This is a genomic window from Microcystis sp. LSC13-02, from assembly GCA_002282935.1.
Classification (GTDB): Bacteria; Cyanobacteriota; Cyanobacteriia; order Cyanobacteriales; family Microcystaceae; genus Microcystis.
In genome coordinates this window covers 13,706-30,397 of the sequence record MTBT01000318.1, presented here as the reverse complement: position 1 = coordinate 30,397, position 16,692 = coordinate 13,706, and the positions used below count along the sequence as shown (strand labels likewise).

16 protein-coding genes are annotated in these 16,692 nt (G+C 42.4%); 12 read left to right on the top strand and 4 right to left on the bottom strand.

Annotated features, from left to right (window positions below; all coding sequences use genetic code 11):
* Positions 1-248: 248 nt before the first annotated feature.
* The 4 genes from BGL89_RS19900 to BGL89_RS19885 all read left to right on the top strand — a co-directional run bounded on the left by BGL89_RS19900 (position 249) and on the right by BGL89_RS19885 (position 4,128).
* Positions 249-941 (top strand): response regulator transcription factor, encoded by a 693-nt coding sequence (locus BGL89_RS19900; RefSeq protein ID WP_286827262.1) that lies wholly within the window; start codon positions 249-251, stop codon positions 939-941.
* 170 nt (positions 942-1,111) lie between these two features.
* Positions 1,112-1,414 carry a hypothetical protein gene (locus tag BGL89_RS19895; protein WP_286827260.1) on the top strand — a complete coding sequence of 101 codons (303 nt, stop codon included), beginning with the start codon at positions 1,112-1,114 and terminating at the stop codon, positions 1,412-1,414.
* A gap of 444 nt (positions 1,415-1,858) precedes the next feature.
* On the top strand, positions 1,859-3,373 hold the full coding sequence (locus tag BGL89_RS19890) for a pentapeptide repeat-containing protein (RefSeq protein WP_286827258.1): 1,515 nt from the start codon (positions 1,859-1,861) through the stop codon (positions 3,371-3,373).
* 38 nt (positions 3,374-3,411) lie between these two features.
* Positions 3,412-4,128 (top strand): hypothetical protein, encoded by a 717-nt coding sequence (locus BGL89_RS19885; protein WP_286827257.1) that lies wholly within the window; start codon positions 3,412-3,414, stop codon positions 4,126-4,128.
* 5 nt (positions 4,129-4,133) lie between these two features.
* Here the strand turns inward: BGL89_RS19885 and BGL89_RS19880 are convergent, their stop codons facing one another.
* Positions 4,134-4,556, bottom strand: coding sequence for a L,D-transpeptidase (locus BGL89_RS19880; protein ID WP_286827255.1), 423 nt, complete (start codon positions 4,554-4,556; stop codon positions 4,134-4,136).
* A 162-nt stretch (positions 4,557-4,718) separates the two neighbouring features.
* Entirely contained in the window at positions 4,719-4,919 is a 201-nt protein-coding gene (locus BGL89_RS19875; RefSeq protein WP_286827253.1) for an ATP-binding protein, read from the bottom strand.
* Positions 4,920-4,940: 21 nt separating this feature from the next.
* On the opposite strand from BGL89_RS19875, the gene BGL89_RS19870 reads away from it, so the two are divergent.
* A complete protein-coding gene (locus BGL89_RS19870; RefSeq protein WP_286827251.1) occupies positions 4,941-5,504 on the top strand; it encodes a Uma2 family endonuclease in 564 nt (187 codons plus the stop codon).
* Between the two features lie 470 nt (positions 5,505-5,974).
* Here the strand turns inward: BGL89_RS19870 and BGL89_RS19865 are convergent, their stop codons facing one another.
* Positions 5,975-6,634 carry an SDR family oxidoreductase gene (locus tag BGL89_RS19865; RefSeq protein ID WP_286827249.1) on the bottom strand — a complete coding sequence of 220 codons (660 nt, stop codon included), beginning with the start codon at positions 6,632-6,634 and terminating at the stop codon, positions 5,975-5,977.
* Positions 6,635-6,757: 123 nt separating this feature from the next.
* Here BGL89_RS19865 and BGL89_RS19860 point away from each other — a divergent pair, with 123 nt between their 5' ends.
* From BGL89_RS19860 to BGL89_RS19835, 6 genes are all read left to right on the top strand, one after another.
* Positions 6,758-7,462: a DUF1997 domain-containing protein gene (locus BGL89_RS19860; protein ID WP_286827248.1), complete on the top strand. Its 705-nt coding sequence runs from the start codon at positions 6,758-6,760 to the stop codon at positions 7,460-7,462.
* A gap of 164 nt (positions 7,463-7,626) precedes the next feature.
* Positions 7,627-9,420: a translational GTPase TypA gene (gene typA, locus BGL89_RS19855; protein WP_286827247.1), complete on the top strand. Its 1,794-nt coding sequence runs from the start codon at positions 7,627-7,629 to the stop codon at positions 9,418-9,420.
* Between the two features lie 130 nt (positions 9,421-9,550).
* Positions 9,551-10,522 (top strand): ribose-phosphate pyrophosphokinase, encoded by a 972-nt coding sequence (locus BGL89_RS19850; protein WP_079207867.1) that lies wholly within the window; start codon positions 9,551-9,553, stop codon positions 10,520-10,522.
* A gap of 252 nt (positions 10,523-10,774) precedes the next feature.
* Positions 10,775-11,590, top strand: a complete 816-nt coding sequence (locus tag BGL89_RS19845; protein ID WP_286827246.1) for a TIGR04255 family protein — start codon at positions 10,775-10,777, stop codon at positions 11,588-11,590.
* Complete coding sequence (locus tag BGL89_RS19840) at positions 11,587-12,252, top strand: XRE family transcriptional regulator (protein ID WP_286827245.1); 666 nt, start codon at positions 11,587-11,589, stop codon at positions 12,250-12,252. Before BGL89_RS19845 ends, BGL89_RS19840 begins: the two co-directional genes overlap by 4 nt.
* Complete coding sequence (locus tag BGL89_RS19835) at positions 12,233-13,102, top strand: hypothetical protein (RefSeq protein ID WP_286827244.1); 870 nt, start codon at positions 12,233-12,235, stop codon at positions 13,100-13,102. The genes BGL89_RS19840 and BGL89_RS19835 overlap by 20 nt, the downstream gene beginning before the upstream one ends.
* 424 nt (positions 13,103-13,526) lie before the next feature.
* On the opposite strand, the gene lepB is transcribed toward BGL89_RS19835, so the two are convergent.
* Positions 13,527-14,123: a signal peptidase I gene (gene lepB, locus BGL89_RS19830; protein WP_286827243.1), complete on the bottom strand. Its 597-nt coding sequence runs from the start codon at positions 14,121-14,123 to the stop codon at positions 13,527-13,529.
* Between the two features lie 294 nt (positions 14,124-14,417).
* On the opposite strand from lepB, the gene BGL89_RS19825 reads away from it, so the two are divergent.
* Entirely contained in the window at positions 14,418-16,589 is a 2,172-nt protein-coding gene (locus tag BGL89_RS19825) for an EF-hand domain-containing protein (protein WP_286827242.1), read from the top strand.
* The last annotated feature ends 103 nt before the right edge of the window (positions 16,590-16,692 follow it).

Sequence of the window (16,692 nt, the reverse complement as noted above, 5' to 3'; positions counted from 1 at the left end):
ACTCGTTCAAGGCCGAATTTGAAGTCTTTTCTGAACGAAACCCCCTACTATCTGTTGTCAAGGTTCAGTTTTTAGCTTGGTTATCGCTTTTCCCATTGTAGCTTAAAGCCGTCCTAAAAGGACGGGGTTTTAACCCAAATTTTCGATAAGACAGTTAGCCCGAAACCTCCCGCGATCCATTTTCCTTGTTTGAGCCAATTCATCAGCAGTTAACTGACACTATTTCCAGCTTACTCCATCTCTAGACCATGCGAATTTTAGTAGTAGAAGATGATATGCAACTAGCCGAGATTTTGCGAGAGGCCTTGAGCGAGCGACAATACGTTGTCGATGTGGCTAGAGACGGAGAAGAAGGCTGGAATTGGCTAGAATTAGGCAAATATGACCTTTTAGTTCTCGATGTCACCCTGCCAAAATTAAGCGGAACTTTGCTCTGTCAACGTCTGCGACGAGCGCAATCCCATCATCCCGTCTCGGTAAACGCCACCGTTCCCGTCCTATTATTAACCGCAAGGGATACAGTAATCGATAAAATTGACGGATTAGACGCAGGGGCCGATGATTATGTCACTAAACCCTTCGATTTAGGTGAATTAATGGCGCGGATTCGGGCCTTGATCCGACGCGGTAGCAGCACCAGCAGTGTTTTATTATCTTGGGGGGGTTTGCAGTTAAATCCCAGCACCCACGAGGCCAGCTATAACGGTCAACTTCTTTCCCTCACCCCCAAGGAATTCGCGCTCTTAGAATTACTTGTTAGCCATGGGCGCCGGGTCTTAAGTCGATCGGGTATTATTGAGCGAGTTTGGTCTTTGGACGATTCTCCGGCCGAGGAAACCGTTACTTCCCATATTCGCGGTCTTCGTCACAAGCTAAAATCCCTGGGCGCGCCGGAAGACTTTATTGAAACCGTTCACGGTCTTGGTTATCGTTTAAGGTAATATCTGCCTTGGGACAGTGGACAAAATTATTTCTGCACGAAATCTGCACGAAGTTTGCAGGGGGTTTCCATAATCAGCCGTTAGGTTAGAGAGTTAGACAGGTGCGGGACTTCTAGACAATCAGAGCGGTCAAACCTGTGACTTTCCTCTCCTACAAGGGGCAGCTTGACATGATTTACACGCGATTTGACTATCACGGCTGGCAGATTGAATTGATCCTAGAAATGCAGGGTTATTCTTTTCAATGTTGGCGAGTGGATGGCAGGGAAGGAATTAGCGATCGCCTAGTTTATGCCACCTCTGAACAAGCTTTAGCGGCTGCCCGACACCGGGCGGATCTAGAGTCTGCTTGTCTTGCCCTACTGCGATTTCTCAATGATATCGGCGGCCGGAGTTATTACCTCACCGGCGATGATCGCGATGCTCTCAGCCAGTCAATTTTAGAATATGCCCGTGTGGGAGGTCTTTCCTGATTTCTTCTTTGGAAGTTTTCCTCTCATTGAGAATAATTCTCGCTCCGATGTATTGAGGGTTGGCTGAATATCTGGACTTCCCCGTTGACAAAAGGCAATAATACCATTTTTCTAAAGTAATGGCAGAGATGGTTAATTACCCTCATAACCAACCCCTCTCCCAGAAAGGGAAAAGCGTGTAGGATGCCGGCCACAAATAAAGAAAAATGGGATAAGCAACCCACATAAAGTTCATTTTGTCAAGGATTGTTAAGAAGCGCTTACCCTGATTGACTTAGTTGTTCAAATAGTTTAAGATACAAAGATAAAGGCTGACCTAGCGATGTCTTTTAGTTGCGGAACTTAAGCATCTCATAAAGTTTTTCCTCCTGCCAACCCGCTATCTAATTCGGACTCCTTGTACAGCCAGTCTTTCATGGGTTTTCTGCACCACTAAGGATATTTATGACAGCTTCAGAAATCGCACGATTAATTATACGCATTGAAGAAACCGTTAATCCAGATAGTGAATACTATGGCAAGCTTGTCAAATGGTGGGAACAAGAGAAGGAACTTTGGCATTACGGAATCGGCTTATCAAATACACACTTCTTTAACATAGGAACGATAGAAGCTAAGGAACTGCAAATACTAAAACGACATGATATTATCGAACATGATATTATCGAACATCGCAATCTTGATATCAGAGGAGTTCCTGGGATTTACTCGCTCTTTGAAAGCGATGAGATTATTGAACGACTAAAGTATTCCTTAAGATGGTTGAATGATTTGCCAAAAAATTCATCGAAAAAAAAAATAAATGGCAAAGCTCTAGCTTTTCTGATATTCACTGATGACGAAGCTGGAACAGACAAAGATAGTGAACCAATTGATATAGATTTTGCTAGCTATCTGAAGCAGCAATCACCGCGACTTAAACATAATATAATTAGAGATTTCTTCGAGAAAGGAAAAAATTGGGTATATATATTCTTGGTTATATTTGTGTTTTGGATAGTCGTTGCTATGGCTCTGATAAGCGATGAATTGGGAAGTGATAAACCCTGGATAAAAGGGCTGCTTTCAGGGGCGTTAATCTCGCTTAGTATATTGCTTGTAATCATCATATCAAACTGGATATCAAATTTTAAATGGTCTGGCTTCCAGAAAAAAAGTTTTTGGGATTGGTTACAATTATTGATTGTCCCTTTGATGTTAGCTTTTGGTGCTTTCTATTTAAATTCTGCTTCTGAAACTAGAGACAAGCAAAGAGCTAAAGAGGGAAAACAGCAAGAACTTTTAAAAGATTATTTCTCCAAGATGCAAACTTTAATTCTCGCAGAAAAAACGTTGCCAAAATCTAATAATAAGCCAACTGGCTCTCCATCGCTGGATCAAAATCAACCTAAATTGTCACCAGAGTCTCAAGCTATTGCCCGAGCTTTAACACTAGCTGTTTTAGATGAATTAGATGGCCCAAGAAAAGGGAAAGTTATCACTTATCTGGCTGAATCAAACTTGATAAACAAACCCAACCCAGAAATTAAATTAGATCGCGCTAATTTACAAGATCTAGTATTACAAGATGTCGATATGAATGGAGTAAAAATTTACAAAGCCGATATGACAAAAGCTAATCTGACTGATGTAAGCTTAATAAATGCAGACTTGACATTATCCATTTTTAGTTCTGCTACTCTGCAAAAGGTAAATTTTTCAGGTGCTACTTTGGATAAGTCAAATTTCTACAATACTAAGCTTAAAAATATAACAATTAGTACATCATCAAAATTCCAGAATGTTTGTTACAGTCAGGGAAATAAAAGAACTGAATTTGAAAATACAGAAGATGATAAAAATCAAATCACTTGGTTGAAATTAACCGATTTTCAAAACCCTAACACTAATTCTAGGATCACCAAAACCGATAGATGGTGCAAACCAACTGAGCAAAATCTTAAGAAAAATCTAGACTAATCTAAATAAACATTTAAAACTTACAGCTAGAGATTTAGATGAAATATTACTACCGTTTAATCTCAACTATTTTAATGTTAAGTGTATGTCTTGCTCCCTTGGCATCTTCTCAAGATAAACCAGATCCAGCTTTTTCCTATGGAGTAGTTTATAGTTCAGAGCAGGACATTAAAAAAGCAAACAATGAAACAGACCAACTTCCTCAAATATTCCCACAATATCAAAAAGAAAATTATTTATTTAAGCGGAGAAACTGGTATGCAAGCGTTGTTTTATTTAAATCTAAAACTGATGCTGATGAAGCGAGAAATATAATTGATGGTGAATATTCCAGAGGCTCTTTTGTCGTTAATCTTCAAGAGTGGTGTCGTCCCGACTGGAGGAAAAATACAGGAGTTGAACTAGGTGTAAGTTATTATGACTGTAAGAGAGGAGAAATAATGGATGGCGGCCCAGGAGCCATTATAATTTCTGCTCAATTAGATAGCCCCCAAAAGGCTCAAGATAAGATAGAAATACTCAAAGATAAGTTTAAAAAATTACGGCACAACTTAGCAATTTTTAAGAAGGGAAAGTATTTCTATCCAGCCGTGATTAATTACAAGAATACGCAAGAGGCTAATCAGCAAATACCGCAAGTACCGCAAGAGATGAAGAATAAAGCTAAGGCAGTCAATATTAATCAGTGGTGTCCTCGTCCAGAGTTAAAACCAGTGGAAGACCCGAAAATTTACGATTACATAGAATGTAAGTGAGTGAATTACTGAATATTAACTTCGAGATATTGAGGTCGATAGGTACGAACGTAATTCAACACCTGGTCGAGATCCGCTCGGTTGGTCAGGGCGATACACCCTGATGTCCCGTCTTCGCCATTGGGTTTTTCAAAGGACGGATCGTAGTGAATGCCCAAAGCTGAACGACGAGTCCGAAACAAAGGCTGTACGGGGAGGAAACGATCTCCTGCTTCTGGAATTGTTCCTGGAACAGGCTCTCTGGCTACCCGATATTTCCCGTCTGGCAAGGGTGCTTCTGTCCCAGCTTGATGGCGATTATAATTTTGAGTATGCGCTCGTCCCGCGACGGTCATGTAAGCGGCGATTAACTGCCCGTTACCGTAAAGGCTGAGTTGGTAAAGTGGATTGCCTAGCTTATTGGTCAATGCTGTGGGGGTTAGTGTCATGTAATTGTCCGGCGTAGTTGAGGCCGTTTTAGGACTACAGACAACGAAAGCTAGACACAGGAGAAAAAGCAGCGCTAATTGCTTAAGCCGATTTGGGCCGCGACAACGCTTGAAAAATTCCGCCATATCGTTCAAAACTTTTAGCATATAATGATTTTATTTTCAGGTCACTTTCGGTAATAGAATCGTGACAGTGGTTCCATTACTAGGGATAATAGCAATTTCGATCGAGTCTCCGTGTAGTTCCACGCATTTTTGTACTACCACCAAACCCAACCCTGTCCCGGCGATATGACGGACATTTTTATATAACTGTTTTTGATCTTCTCTGCTTGGAGAAATTGCGATAAAATTAACGATCATAACGATCAACAAAAAAATTTTATGGTTGTAACTGTTAATAATTCCCTGACACTAAGGGAATTTCTGCAATTACCAGAAACTAAACCCTCCCAGGAATTTATTGATGGTCAAATTATTCCTAAACCCATGCCTCAAGGTAAACATAGCACTATTCAAGGTGATTTAGTTCCGGCTATTAACGCCAGTCTAAAACCCCAACAAATTGCCCGTGCCTATCCTGAATTGCGTTGTACTTTTGGCAGTCGTTCTCTAGTTCCTGATGTTTCAGTTTTTCTCTGGGAAAATATTCCCCGCGATGCCGAGGGAAAAGTATTAAATACTTTTGCGATCGCTCCTGACTGGCTGATTGAAATTCTCTCTCCTGACCAAAATCAGACTAAAGTTGTTAAAAATATCCTTTATTGTCTAGATCACGGCACTCAAATGGGTTGGTTAATCGACCCTGAAGAAGAAATTATCTTTGTTTATTTTAGTGATAAAACCATCGCTATTTTTGAATCAGAAAATGCTCTTTTACCCGTCCCCGCTTTCGCGACGAATTTTCAAATCACCCTCGGTCAATTATTTGACTGGTTAAGAGGTTAACGGATTATCAGTTATCAGTTACCAGTTATCAGTTATCAGTTATCAGTTACCAGTTATCAGATGTAAGTTTTAAGTTAAAACTCTTCTAGAGTAGTTATGATATATTAGCAGAAAATAACCGACGCAAGCCTTGCCAAGTAAGGCTCACCAGAATTAAAAAAAGCAATTTTAATAAAAAAAGCTTTTTGCTTTGTTGGATTCCAGGCTATTTAAGGGTTTAGGCTCATTTAAACTACTAATTTGCTATAAGCTGTCTAGGAGAGCCTAAGTTAATTAATTAGGGAGGCACAATTATTTGTAGGATGGGTTAGCGCACTTCGTAACCCATGCGGGGGTTGGGTTTCATCCTTCAACCCAACTACGTTCATCTTATATTTAATTCCACCCACCTACTTAATTAATTATTTATTTATTTATCTTCATCTTTATCCCTGATTACTGATTACTGATTACTGATCACTGATTACTGTTTAGGTGACACTTTGAAACAATTGAGTCCAATCGAGATTGGGAGCATCTGAGGGAGCAATAATTTCGAGAATTTTGTTTTTTGCGGCGGGATAAAATAGGGATTCTACGCAAACGGAAGCCACTTTCGTGCGGGGAATATTGCCCTCAGAAAGGGTATCGGCGGATGACATTTTAATTGCATTAAGATTATCCTCATTTTTAAGGCCGCCGGGTCGCACAATCGTATAGGTTAAGCCACTATTGATTAAATAGGCTTCCGCTTGTTTTTTCCAGAATAAAATTAACCAAAATAGATTGAGGGGGTGGAAAAAGTTGGATACACAGAGGGAAGTAACAAGAACAAAATGCTCGATTCCTTTCTTTTTTGCGGCATCGATGAGATTTTTAGTTCCCAAGTAATCTACTAACAAAGGTTCCGTGGGATTAAAACTCGGTCTGGCTCCCGTGGCGCATAGTAAAACGCTACAATCAGCGATTAGTGCCTCTAACTTATCGGCCTGTTGGACATCTCCGACGACGATTTCCACCCCTGCGGGCAAAATTTCTGCCGCTTTCTCTGGGTTTCTCACCAAAGCGCGTACGGGAATCTGACGTTCGACTAATTGGGCAACTATTCTCCGTCCTGTTTCCCCCGTAGCTCCTGCTACAAATGCTTTCATCGCTTCTTGACCTCATGGTTTTTAACAATACGTTACACTAATCTCAATTCTACAAATTTCCCTGATCCTTTGGCAGTTAATCCCCAACTGTTTCTAGCACTATCATTTTCCAGGTTTTAAGTCATGCAGCATCCCCCCATTAACTCCCTAGCTCTCGAATCTGTAGAAGTCAAAGAAGACAATCAATTTCTCGGTTTTCAAACCCATTTTGCCGGGTGCATGGATATGTATAGCAATCAGGACAAGGTTGCCGATTATCTCCGCGCTCACGAAGGTTGGTTTTGTCGTTGTGCCGAACCGATGAAAACTCTGCCCTTCGGTGACAATGGTTATATTATCACCATCGGTAAATATGGAGCTTTTGGCTATGAACTAGAGCCGAAGATTGCTGTAGTTCTTGATCCTCCCGTCAATGGAGTCTATCATACTCGCAGTGTCCCCATTCCCGATCAACCGTTTTTGGGCTATCTAGTGGATTATCAGGCAATTATGAAACTAGAGGAAATGCCGCTATCTTCTCCTAGTCGGGAAATTCAGGCAATTTTTCGGCAACGGGGACGGGATATTCCGGCGGTTATCACCCAAGTCACCTGGGAACTACAGATGGATGTTATGGTTAAGTTTCCCAAGTTTGTTTATAAAATTCCCCGTTCCATTCTCCAAAAAACCGGTGATAAACTGTTGACGCAAATTGTTCGCCAAGTTTCCCCCCGCTTAACCTACAAAGTGCAAGAGGATTTTCACTCTAGCTTCAATTTACCCCTACCCCCCGCCTCCAGTCGTCTTTTCTATCGTCTGGACTCCTCCGAGGGTGGGTTGCTTGCTTAGGGTTTGGGAGGCCTGTTGTTGTGTCTGTCAACAGTAAGCAGTAGAGCTTGCTGATGGGAAACCAAGGAAAAATAAAGATTTGCTAACGGTGCTGGTCAGTCTAAGCTAGAATTATTAAGAAATGTTTACTTGTAAAAATAAACCTAAAACTACTTCAATATTTTATGTCTCTGCCTATCCGTAACGTTGCTATCATTGCTCACGTTGACCACGGGAAAACCACCCTCGTCGATGCACTCCTCAAACAGTCGGGAATCTTTCGAGAAGGGGAAGATGTACCCACCTGCGTCATGGATTCCAATGACCTCGAAAGAGAACGCGGTATCACCATCTTGGCCAAAAACACCGCCGTTCGTTACCAAGACACCCTGATTAACATCGTCGATACTCCCGGTCACGCCGACTTTGGTGGCGAAGTGGAACGGGTTTTAGGTATGGTAGATGGTTGTATCCTGATTGTCGATGCTAACGAGGGGCCGATGCCCCAAACCCGTTTTGTGCTGAAAAAAGCCCTAGAAAAGGGATTAAGACCGATTGTCGTGGTCAATAAAATCGATCGCCCTAACGTCGATCCTAACCTAGCCGTGGACAAAGTTTTCGATCTGTTTGTGGAACTGGGGGCCGATGACGACCAATGTGATTTTACTACTCTGTTTGCTTCGGGGATGCAAGGATTCGCCAAAGAAAGTCTCGAAGAGGAAAACAAAGATATGCAGCCCCTCTTTGAGGCGATTTTACACCACGTTCCACCACCGGCTGGGGACGTTAACAAACCCCTACAGCTGCAAGTAACCACCCTCGATTACTCAGAATACTTAGGACGCATCGTTATCGGCCGCATCCACAACGGCGTAATTAAAGCTGGTCAACAGGCGGCTTTAGTAAAGGATACGGGCGCGATTGTCAAGGGTAAAATAACAAAACTTCTTGGTTTTGAGGGTCTCAAACGGGTGGAACTAAACGAGGCCAGCGCCGGTAATATCGTCGCCGTGGCTGGTTTTGCCGACGCTAACATCGGGGAAACGGTAACTTTAGCCGATGACCCGCAAGCTTTACCCCTAATTAAAGTCGATGAACCGACCCTACAAATGACCTTCTCGGTGAACGATTCTCCTTTTGCCGGTCAGGAAGGCACTTTTGTCACCTCGCGGCAAATTCGCGATCGTCTAATGCGAGAATTAGAAACTAACGTCGCTCTGCGGGTGGAAGAAAGTGATTCTGCCGAGAAATTCCTAGTTTCGGGACGGGGAGAACTGCATTTAGGCATTCTCATCGAAACCATGCGTCGGGAAGGCTACGAATTCCAAGTATCGCAGCCGCAAGTTATCTATCGGGAAATTAACGGTCAACCCTGCGAACCCTACGAATACCTCGTTTTAGATGTACCCGAAGAAGCGGTGGGTTCGAGTATCGAACGTCTCGGCCAACGGAAAGGGGAAATGCAGGATATGCAGACGGGCAGCAATGGCCGTACTCAATTGGAATTCGTGATTCCGGCCCGGGGTTTAATCGGTTTCCGAGGCGAATTTATCCGTCTGAGTCGCGGTGAGGGGATTATGAACCATAGTTTTCTGGAATATCGTCCTTTCTCCGGGGAATTAGCCACCCGTTACAATGGCGTGATTACTGCCTTTGAGGAAGGAGTCGCCACTTTCTACGCCCTCAAAAACGCCGAGGACCGGGGAGTATTCTTTATTACTCCGGGGACAAAAGTGTATAAAAACATGATTATCGGCGAAAGCAACCGGCCCCAAGACGTGGAGATCAATATCTGCAAAACTAAACAGTTAACTAACCATCGTTCCGCCACCGGGGATGAATTGGTTCAGTTACAATCCCCCGTGGATATGAGTCTCGAACGCGCCCTCGAATACATCGGACCGGATGAGTTGGTAGAAATTACCCCGAAATCGATCCGTCTGCGTAAATTACCGGTGAAAAAGTTAGCCAAACGTTGATGATCTCAATTGGTTATGAGCGAGAGCTAACAAAGAAATCCACTCAGATTTTCAACAAAACTGAGATGATAGAAAAAAGTGCCTTGAGTTTGAGGGTAAAGAATCTGCTGTGAGCTATTCTGCTACTTTGATGCGACATCCGATGTTTCCCGCCGCGTCGGACAGCAATCGTCTCCGTCTCTTTTCGGGATCCGCTAATGTATCTCTTGCCCAAGAGGTGGCCCGTTATCTGGGCATGGATGTGGGCCCGATGATTCGTAAACGTTTCGCCGATGGTGAATTGTACATCCAGATTCAGGAATCGATCCGCGGCTGTGATGTCTATTTAATTCAACCCTGTTGCAATCCCGTCAACGATCATTTGATGGAATTGTTGATCATGATTGATGCCTGTCGTCGTGCTTCTGCCCGACAAATTACCGCCGTAATTCCCTATTATGGTTATGCTCGCGCCGATCGCAAAACCGCCGGACGGGAATCGATCGCCGCTAAACTGGTGGCTAATCTGATCACGGAAGCGGGGGCAAGTCGCGTGTTGGCCATGGATTTGCATTCAGCCCAAATTCAAGGTTATTTCGATATTCCCTTCGATCACGTCTATGGTTCCCCAGTGGTGGTGGACTATCTTCTCAGTAAACAATTACCCGATATCGTCGTGGTTTCTCCCGATGTGGGTGGGGTGGCTAGGGCGCGGGCTTTTGCCAAAAAACTCAGTGATGCTCCCCTAGCAATTATTGACAAACGCCGGCAAACCCATAATGTGGCGGAAGTGATGAACTTGATCGGCGATGTTAAGGATAAAACGGCGGTTTTAGTCGATGATATGATCGATACGGCCGGTACGATCGCTCAAGGGGCGCAGTTACTGAAAGCCAAGGGGGCGCGACAGGTTTATGCTTGTGCCACCCATCCGGTTTTTTCTGGTCCGGCGATCGAGCGTTTATCCAGTGGTATAGTCGAGGAAGTGATCGTTACTAACACGATTCCCGTCCCCCAAGAACATCTTTTCCCGCAACTGAAAGTCTTGCCGGTTGCCCCGATTCTGGGTGAGGCAATATGGCGCATCCATGAGGACAATTCCGTGAGTAATATGTTCAAATAGATGCTCGAAGTCCCCCTAAAACTAGGGGGAATTTTTATATTTAGCCCTTTTCTGTCGGAATGGGGTGGGTTAATGGCAGTATCAACTACTCCATCTTGGTGAGAGAGGGGGAAGTTGAGAAATATAGCAATTCTTAAACTTCACTGGTTATTTCACAGTCTGGCCGTACAATGGAGATGCAGAACAGTTCTTTTGATAGTTATTGTGTTCTATTAGCTAAAAACGCTTAATACAGGAGATAAATAGCCTAAAATGTCCAAAGTGGTCGATATTAACAATCCACTGATCGATCCAACTCCTCCAGAGGTTCACTTAACTAATGCACCTCTAGTGTGTGTGCTTGGACAAGTACGGTTCCCACAAATTCTGGCCGTTGAGGATAAGAAATTTGTGACTCCATTTCAGGAAGCTATTAGAACAAAGTATCCTAAGTTACGGCAGGAACGAACTTATCAATTAATTTTTGATAATCAAGAAAAAGATGCCGTCAGATCTCAAGCTGAGGCTATCTGGCGATTTACAGATGCCAATAATCATTGGCGAGTCTCATTAGCATCTAATTTTGTAGCCTTAGACACATCAAAGTATGTCAGTCGTCAGGACTTTTTAGAGAGAATGAGAGAAGTTTTAACTGCGGTTAATGAACATATTCAACCCAACCTTGTTGAGCGAATCGGTATTAGATATGTTGATCGTATTGAGGGTATTGATGTAGAGAATATTTCTAATTTAGTCAGATCAGAACTGATAAATATTACAGCGTCAACATTTCAAGAACATATTCTGCAAAGTTATAATGAATCTCTGTTTCAGTTACCTGATACCAAAGAGACACTTTTAGCACGATGGGGATTGATTCCAGGTAACACTACTTTTGATCCAAATGTCTTTGAACCGATTGAGCAACCGAGTTGGTTTCTTGATTTAGATATGTCTATTTCAGAGAATCAAGAATTTAACGTTGAAAAAATTTTAGAGGATACAAAACGATTTTCTCAAAGAATTTATACTTTTTTCCGATGGTCAGTAACCGAAGAATTTCTAAGACGCTTTGGAGGTGAACAATGAGTCACTCAGTGCTTGATACTTTTAGATCAATCAATCCTCAAAAACCATTTAGAATGTTTGCTGGTATTGCGGAATCCAGTACCATTAGCTCTGGTAGTCTTGACGCTCAAAAGTTACTAGCGATTTCAGAAAGAACTAATAGCGGAATAGTTATTCCGAAGCACAATCCTCATCTTTTTCAAGATAGTCAAAAAGCGATTAATGAACTTAGAAAAACAAGTGGACTAACATGGGAGCAAGTTGCCAAACTATTTGATGTTTCACGTCGAAGCATTCATTTTTGGGCAAGTGGACAGCCTCTATCTAGTAATAATGAGGAGAAATTAAATAGATTACTGGGAGTGATTAGATATATTGATCGAGGAAGTGCAAGTCTTAACCGTAAGTTATTATTGAATCCTAATGCTGATGGGGAACTGCCTTTAGACCAATTAATATCAGGAGAATATGATAAAGTAAGAGAGAATCTTGGGCGTGGTAATCCACCCAAAAGACCGCAATTAACACCCTTGTCTGAGGAGGAGAGTGAGCTTCGTAGGCCTTTACCACCAGAGATATTAATTGATGCTTTACAAGATTCTATTCATCATGATGTTGGACGTTCTAGACCTGCTAAAACATTGAGGAGTGGTCAAAATCGCAGTGGAAAGCAAACAGATTGATATCATTAACAATGAGTTACAAACATGGTGTCAAGGGGATTTTGTTTTAGGAGAACAGTGGTTTGTTCATCGATTTAATCCTCAATTTCCTCTTACACCTGATTCTACAAAGCAAGATGGTGAAGAAAATGATCTTGTAAAATCGGAAGTAAAAGGTCTAGTTGTTGTTACACAAACTTGTGATGTTGTCCGTTCTTGTTGTGAACGTCCTTTTCTAGAAGTTGTTCCTCTGGTAGAAATTGAAGCTGAAAAAATTAGTGAGATAAAAAAAGGCAGACGACCTCAATACGCTTACATTGAAGGAGTTGCCAAACTAAATTTAGTAGCTGATCTCGATAGGGTAATGACAGTCGAAAAAGCATTAATCTTACAATGGAATCGTCAACAGGGTTGTGTAAATGATCAAGAAAAAAGACTCTTAAGACAAGCGATAGCAAGAAAAAGACTCCGTTTTGCTTTTCCAGATGATTTTGTTCAATTTGTCAGTAAACTTCAAAAACGGATGCAAGATAAGCATAGCAAACAAAATGATGAGGGGGAAGCTTTACGAGCTTTGCGAGAAATTAGAGTTAGTGCAAGACCTTCGTGGAATAATGAAAGTCCTGAACTTACGTTTTATTTTATTCGTGAAGAAGAACAGGACGACTATAATGGTATTGGATGGGACAAATGGCTAGACAACTGGTTAAATTTATTACCTCAATCTGGACGTTTTCAGTCTGATGGTTTAGTAGTAAGCTTAGAAGATATGACCGCAAAAGAATATATTGAGAGTGATCAACTGGATCTTGATCATTTGTCTATGGTGCAAAGCAATATTGAAAATTTAGATTTAGGGCTTGCTGAATAATGGTAAAACCCTTTTAAAATAAAGCTTTTGACCTGTTAAAGTCCGATGTTAGTGCAAGAAAAAAACAAGGGCAACAAAGCCTGAAACGACCGGCTACTGACTCCTGACTCCTGACTCCTACCCCCACCGAAAAACTTTTTCAGCAGACCCGATTTATAAAAAACTAGAATTAAAACAATTTTCCAAATATTGTCGCAATTCTGATAGTGGTGAGATACAAAGTCTCCAGTTTTAGGGAAGAGGGAGAAACAAGCTGATGGCTAAAAAACTGATAACTGATATTAGTCACTGTACTTCATGATAATGAAAAATCTCTAGTCATTTCGATCGGGATTGAGAAGACCAATACTAGAGAAGTTGAGGCCTTACCGGTCGAGAATGTCTAGAATTTATTGAGAATGACTAAATTTTCTTGACATTAATGCTATTTTGTGGCAGCGTCGGGGGTGTCAAGTCCTCCCAGACGATTGAAGGGCCAAAAACGCACCACGGCGCGACCGATTAAGTTTTCCCGGGGAACAAAGCCCCAAGCGTGGGAATCATAACTATTATTGCGATTATCGCCCAAAACCAGATATTGATCGGGGGGAACTGTCACCGGTCCGAAAGTATAATTAGGTTCTTCGGCAATATACTTTTCCGCTAAAGCTTTACCGTTGACGTAAACTAGACCGTTTTTGACTTCCACCTTATCCCCCGGCAGTCCAATCACCCGTTTAATAAAAGCATCCTGAAAATTTTGGGCTTTCAGAGCGGCTGTCGGACTAAAAACCACTATATCACCCCGTTCTGGCTTCTGAAAATGATAGCTAACTTTCTCGATAATTAGGCGATCGTTAATCTGGAGAGTGGGTTCCATGGAAGAAGAGGGAATATAACGGGCCTCAGCCACAAAAGTGCGGATGCCAAAAGCCAAAATTCCAGCCGTGACAATGGTTTTGACTGCTTCTAGCCAAGGGTTTTCTTGGGGGACGGGAGGAGGAGAAGGTTTTTCGGATTTATGGTTCAAGCTTTCAGCCATAGAATTTTAACTTTTTATAAGGATTAAGCCAATACGCTCTTTAATGTTCTAGTTTAGTGATAGTAGCAGCGTAGATAATATTTTAAGACAATTTTCCCACACCTACCGGATCACTGTTAATTTGTCAAGGCCGCATCCTGCTGCCTGAAGGGTAATTTCCTCGGGGGTAGAAAACGGTGATGTAGTCTGTCAAAAAGTAGAGTTTTTCGCCGCTATTAAAGTAAAAGCTTGAGAATTCGAGGATTGAACCCCTAATCTCGCTTAAAAGTCTCTTCAACGTCACTACTCAGATCCATGTTTGCACAAATTCCCGAACGTTCGATGCACTATCTGCGATGGGTTGCAACCATCGCTTGGTTAATTCTGATATTTTCTCTGTTTTTTGACCCGATTTCGGCACAATTAACCGATCCCAATAATCTTGCTAGTCCCCTGAGAGTTGATCCCGATGTGTGTATTAAAGTCCAGGGAGTTTGCCTACCCCAATCCTCCTATCAGTTAGGTGCGCCGATTTTTTGGGGAATAGTGGTTCCTAGTAGCATTTTTATCTTATTAGTTTTCGGTCACGAACTCTGGCGGCGTATCTGTCCTTTATCCTTTCTTTCTCAAATACCGCGCGCTTTGGGTAAACAGCGTCAGAAAAAACAGACCGATAAATCGGGAAAAGTCCGCTATGAAATCTATAAAGTGCCGAAAAACTCTTGGTTAGCTCGGAATTATCTCTATCTACAATTAAGTCTGTTATTTTTGGGTTTATGCGGACGGATTCTCTTGGATAATTCCGATCGCTTAGTCTTAGGCAGCTTTTTAATCTTTACTATTCTAGTGGCGATCTTTGTTGGTTATTGGTATGGGGGCAAATCTTGGTGTAACTATTTCTGTCCCATGAGTCCAGTTGAAAGGATTTACGGTGAACCGAGGGGTTTACTGAATAGTACCGCTCACGAAGACAGTCGCGGTGGGATTACTCAATCTATGTGTCGTATTGTCCGGGAAGATGGTAGCGAACAAAGTGCCTGTGTTGCCTGTCAGAGTCCCTGTATCGATATCGATGCGGAAAGATCCTATTGGGATGGGATTACTAAGAGAGAGCGCCAATGGCTTTATTACGGTTATTTTGGCTTAGTTTTTGGCTATTCTATCTATTATTATCTCTATTCTGGCAATTGGGACTATTATTTCTCTGGAGCTTGGGCGCACGACGAAAATCAACTAGAAGCACTCTTTAAACCGGGTTTTTACCTTGCAGGTCAGGCAATTGCGATTCCGAAGTTGGTAGCTGTCCCCTTAACTTTGGCAATCTGCACTTTTTTGGGTTACTTTCTCGGTAAAAAAGTTGAAAATGCCTACAAAGTCTATAGAATCCGCCAAAAGTCACCCTTACCGACCGAAATTATCCGTCATCGAGTCTTTGCTGTCGGAACTTTTCTGATTTTCAATTTCTTCTTTATTTTCGCTGGTCGTCCTTGGATTAATCTTTTGCCGGAATTTTGGCATTATTTCGCTAGTATTTTACCGGCGGTTTTGAGTAGTTTATGGTTACATCGCACTTGGACAAGAAATCCTGGTCTTTACCAACGGGAAGGACTAGCGGGAAGATTGCGTAAACAGTTAGGTAAACTCGATCTCGATACGGCTAAATATCTCGATCGGCGATCGCTGGATGCTTTGCACGCGGATGAAGTCTATGTGTTGGCCAAGATACTGCCGGATTTCACCCACCAGAAGGGTTTAAAAGCCTATAAAGCCGTGTTAAAAGAGGCTTTGGAGCAGGGATATACTGACTTCGGCCACAGCCTCGAAATCCTAGAACAAATGCGCTTAGAGTTGACGATTACCGAGGCCGAACATCAGGCAATTTTAACAGAGTTGAGTGTGGAATCGGCCGAACTTCTCGATCCAGAAAAGCAGTATAGTCGCGAGGATTGGTTGCGTTTGCAGAGCTATCGCGATGCTTTGTTAGAAAGTTTGTTGGTGACATGGAAAAAAGACCCCGATCACAAGGTGGGATCGGAATTACTGGAAGTGTTGACCGGTAAGGGTTCCAGGGAGGCGATCAAGCATTTGTTGACGGAATTGCCGGCCGCAGAAACGGAAACTGTCGAGTCTTTGCGTCGCCAGTACAGAATTACCAGTCAGGAGGAGGAAACCATTCTCCATCGTCCTCTGGCCCATCAATTATGGCAGAATATCGCCCGCGCTTTTCAGGTCTTTGATCGTCTATCTTTTAGTAGTGAGAGCGATCGTGATCAACAGGAAAGAATTTTATTGGCAAGATTCTGTCTATTTGATAGTGATGGTTCGGGACAAATTAGCCTTGAGGATTTGAAAGCTTGTATTGAGGCGATCAAACCGGGGGTGACAGACAAGGAAATCGAAGCTATGTCAAAGCAGGCCGATACCGGTCGCGATAATCAGATTAGTTTTCCGGAATTTCGCAACCTACTCCACCAATTCCATAAATAAACTGTCTTCAGTTAAGGAGTCTTGATTTTCCCTGACTCCTTTTTTTCTTTAAAAAAATAGCTGTTCGCAGGCAGGCACGGATTCCCATTATACTAGAAAGTAT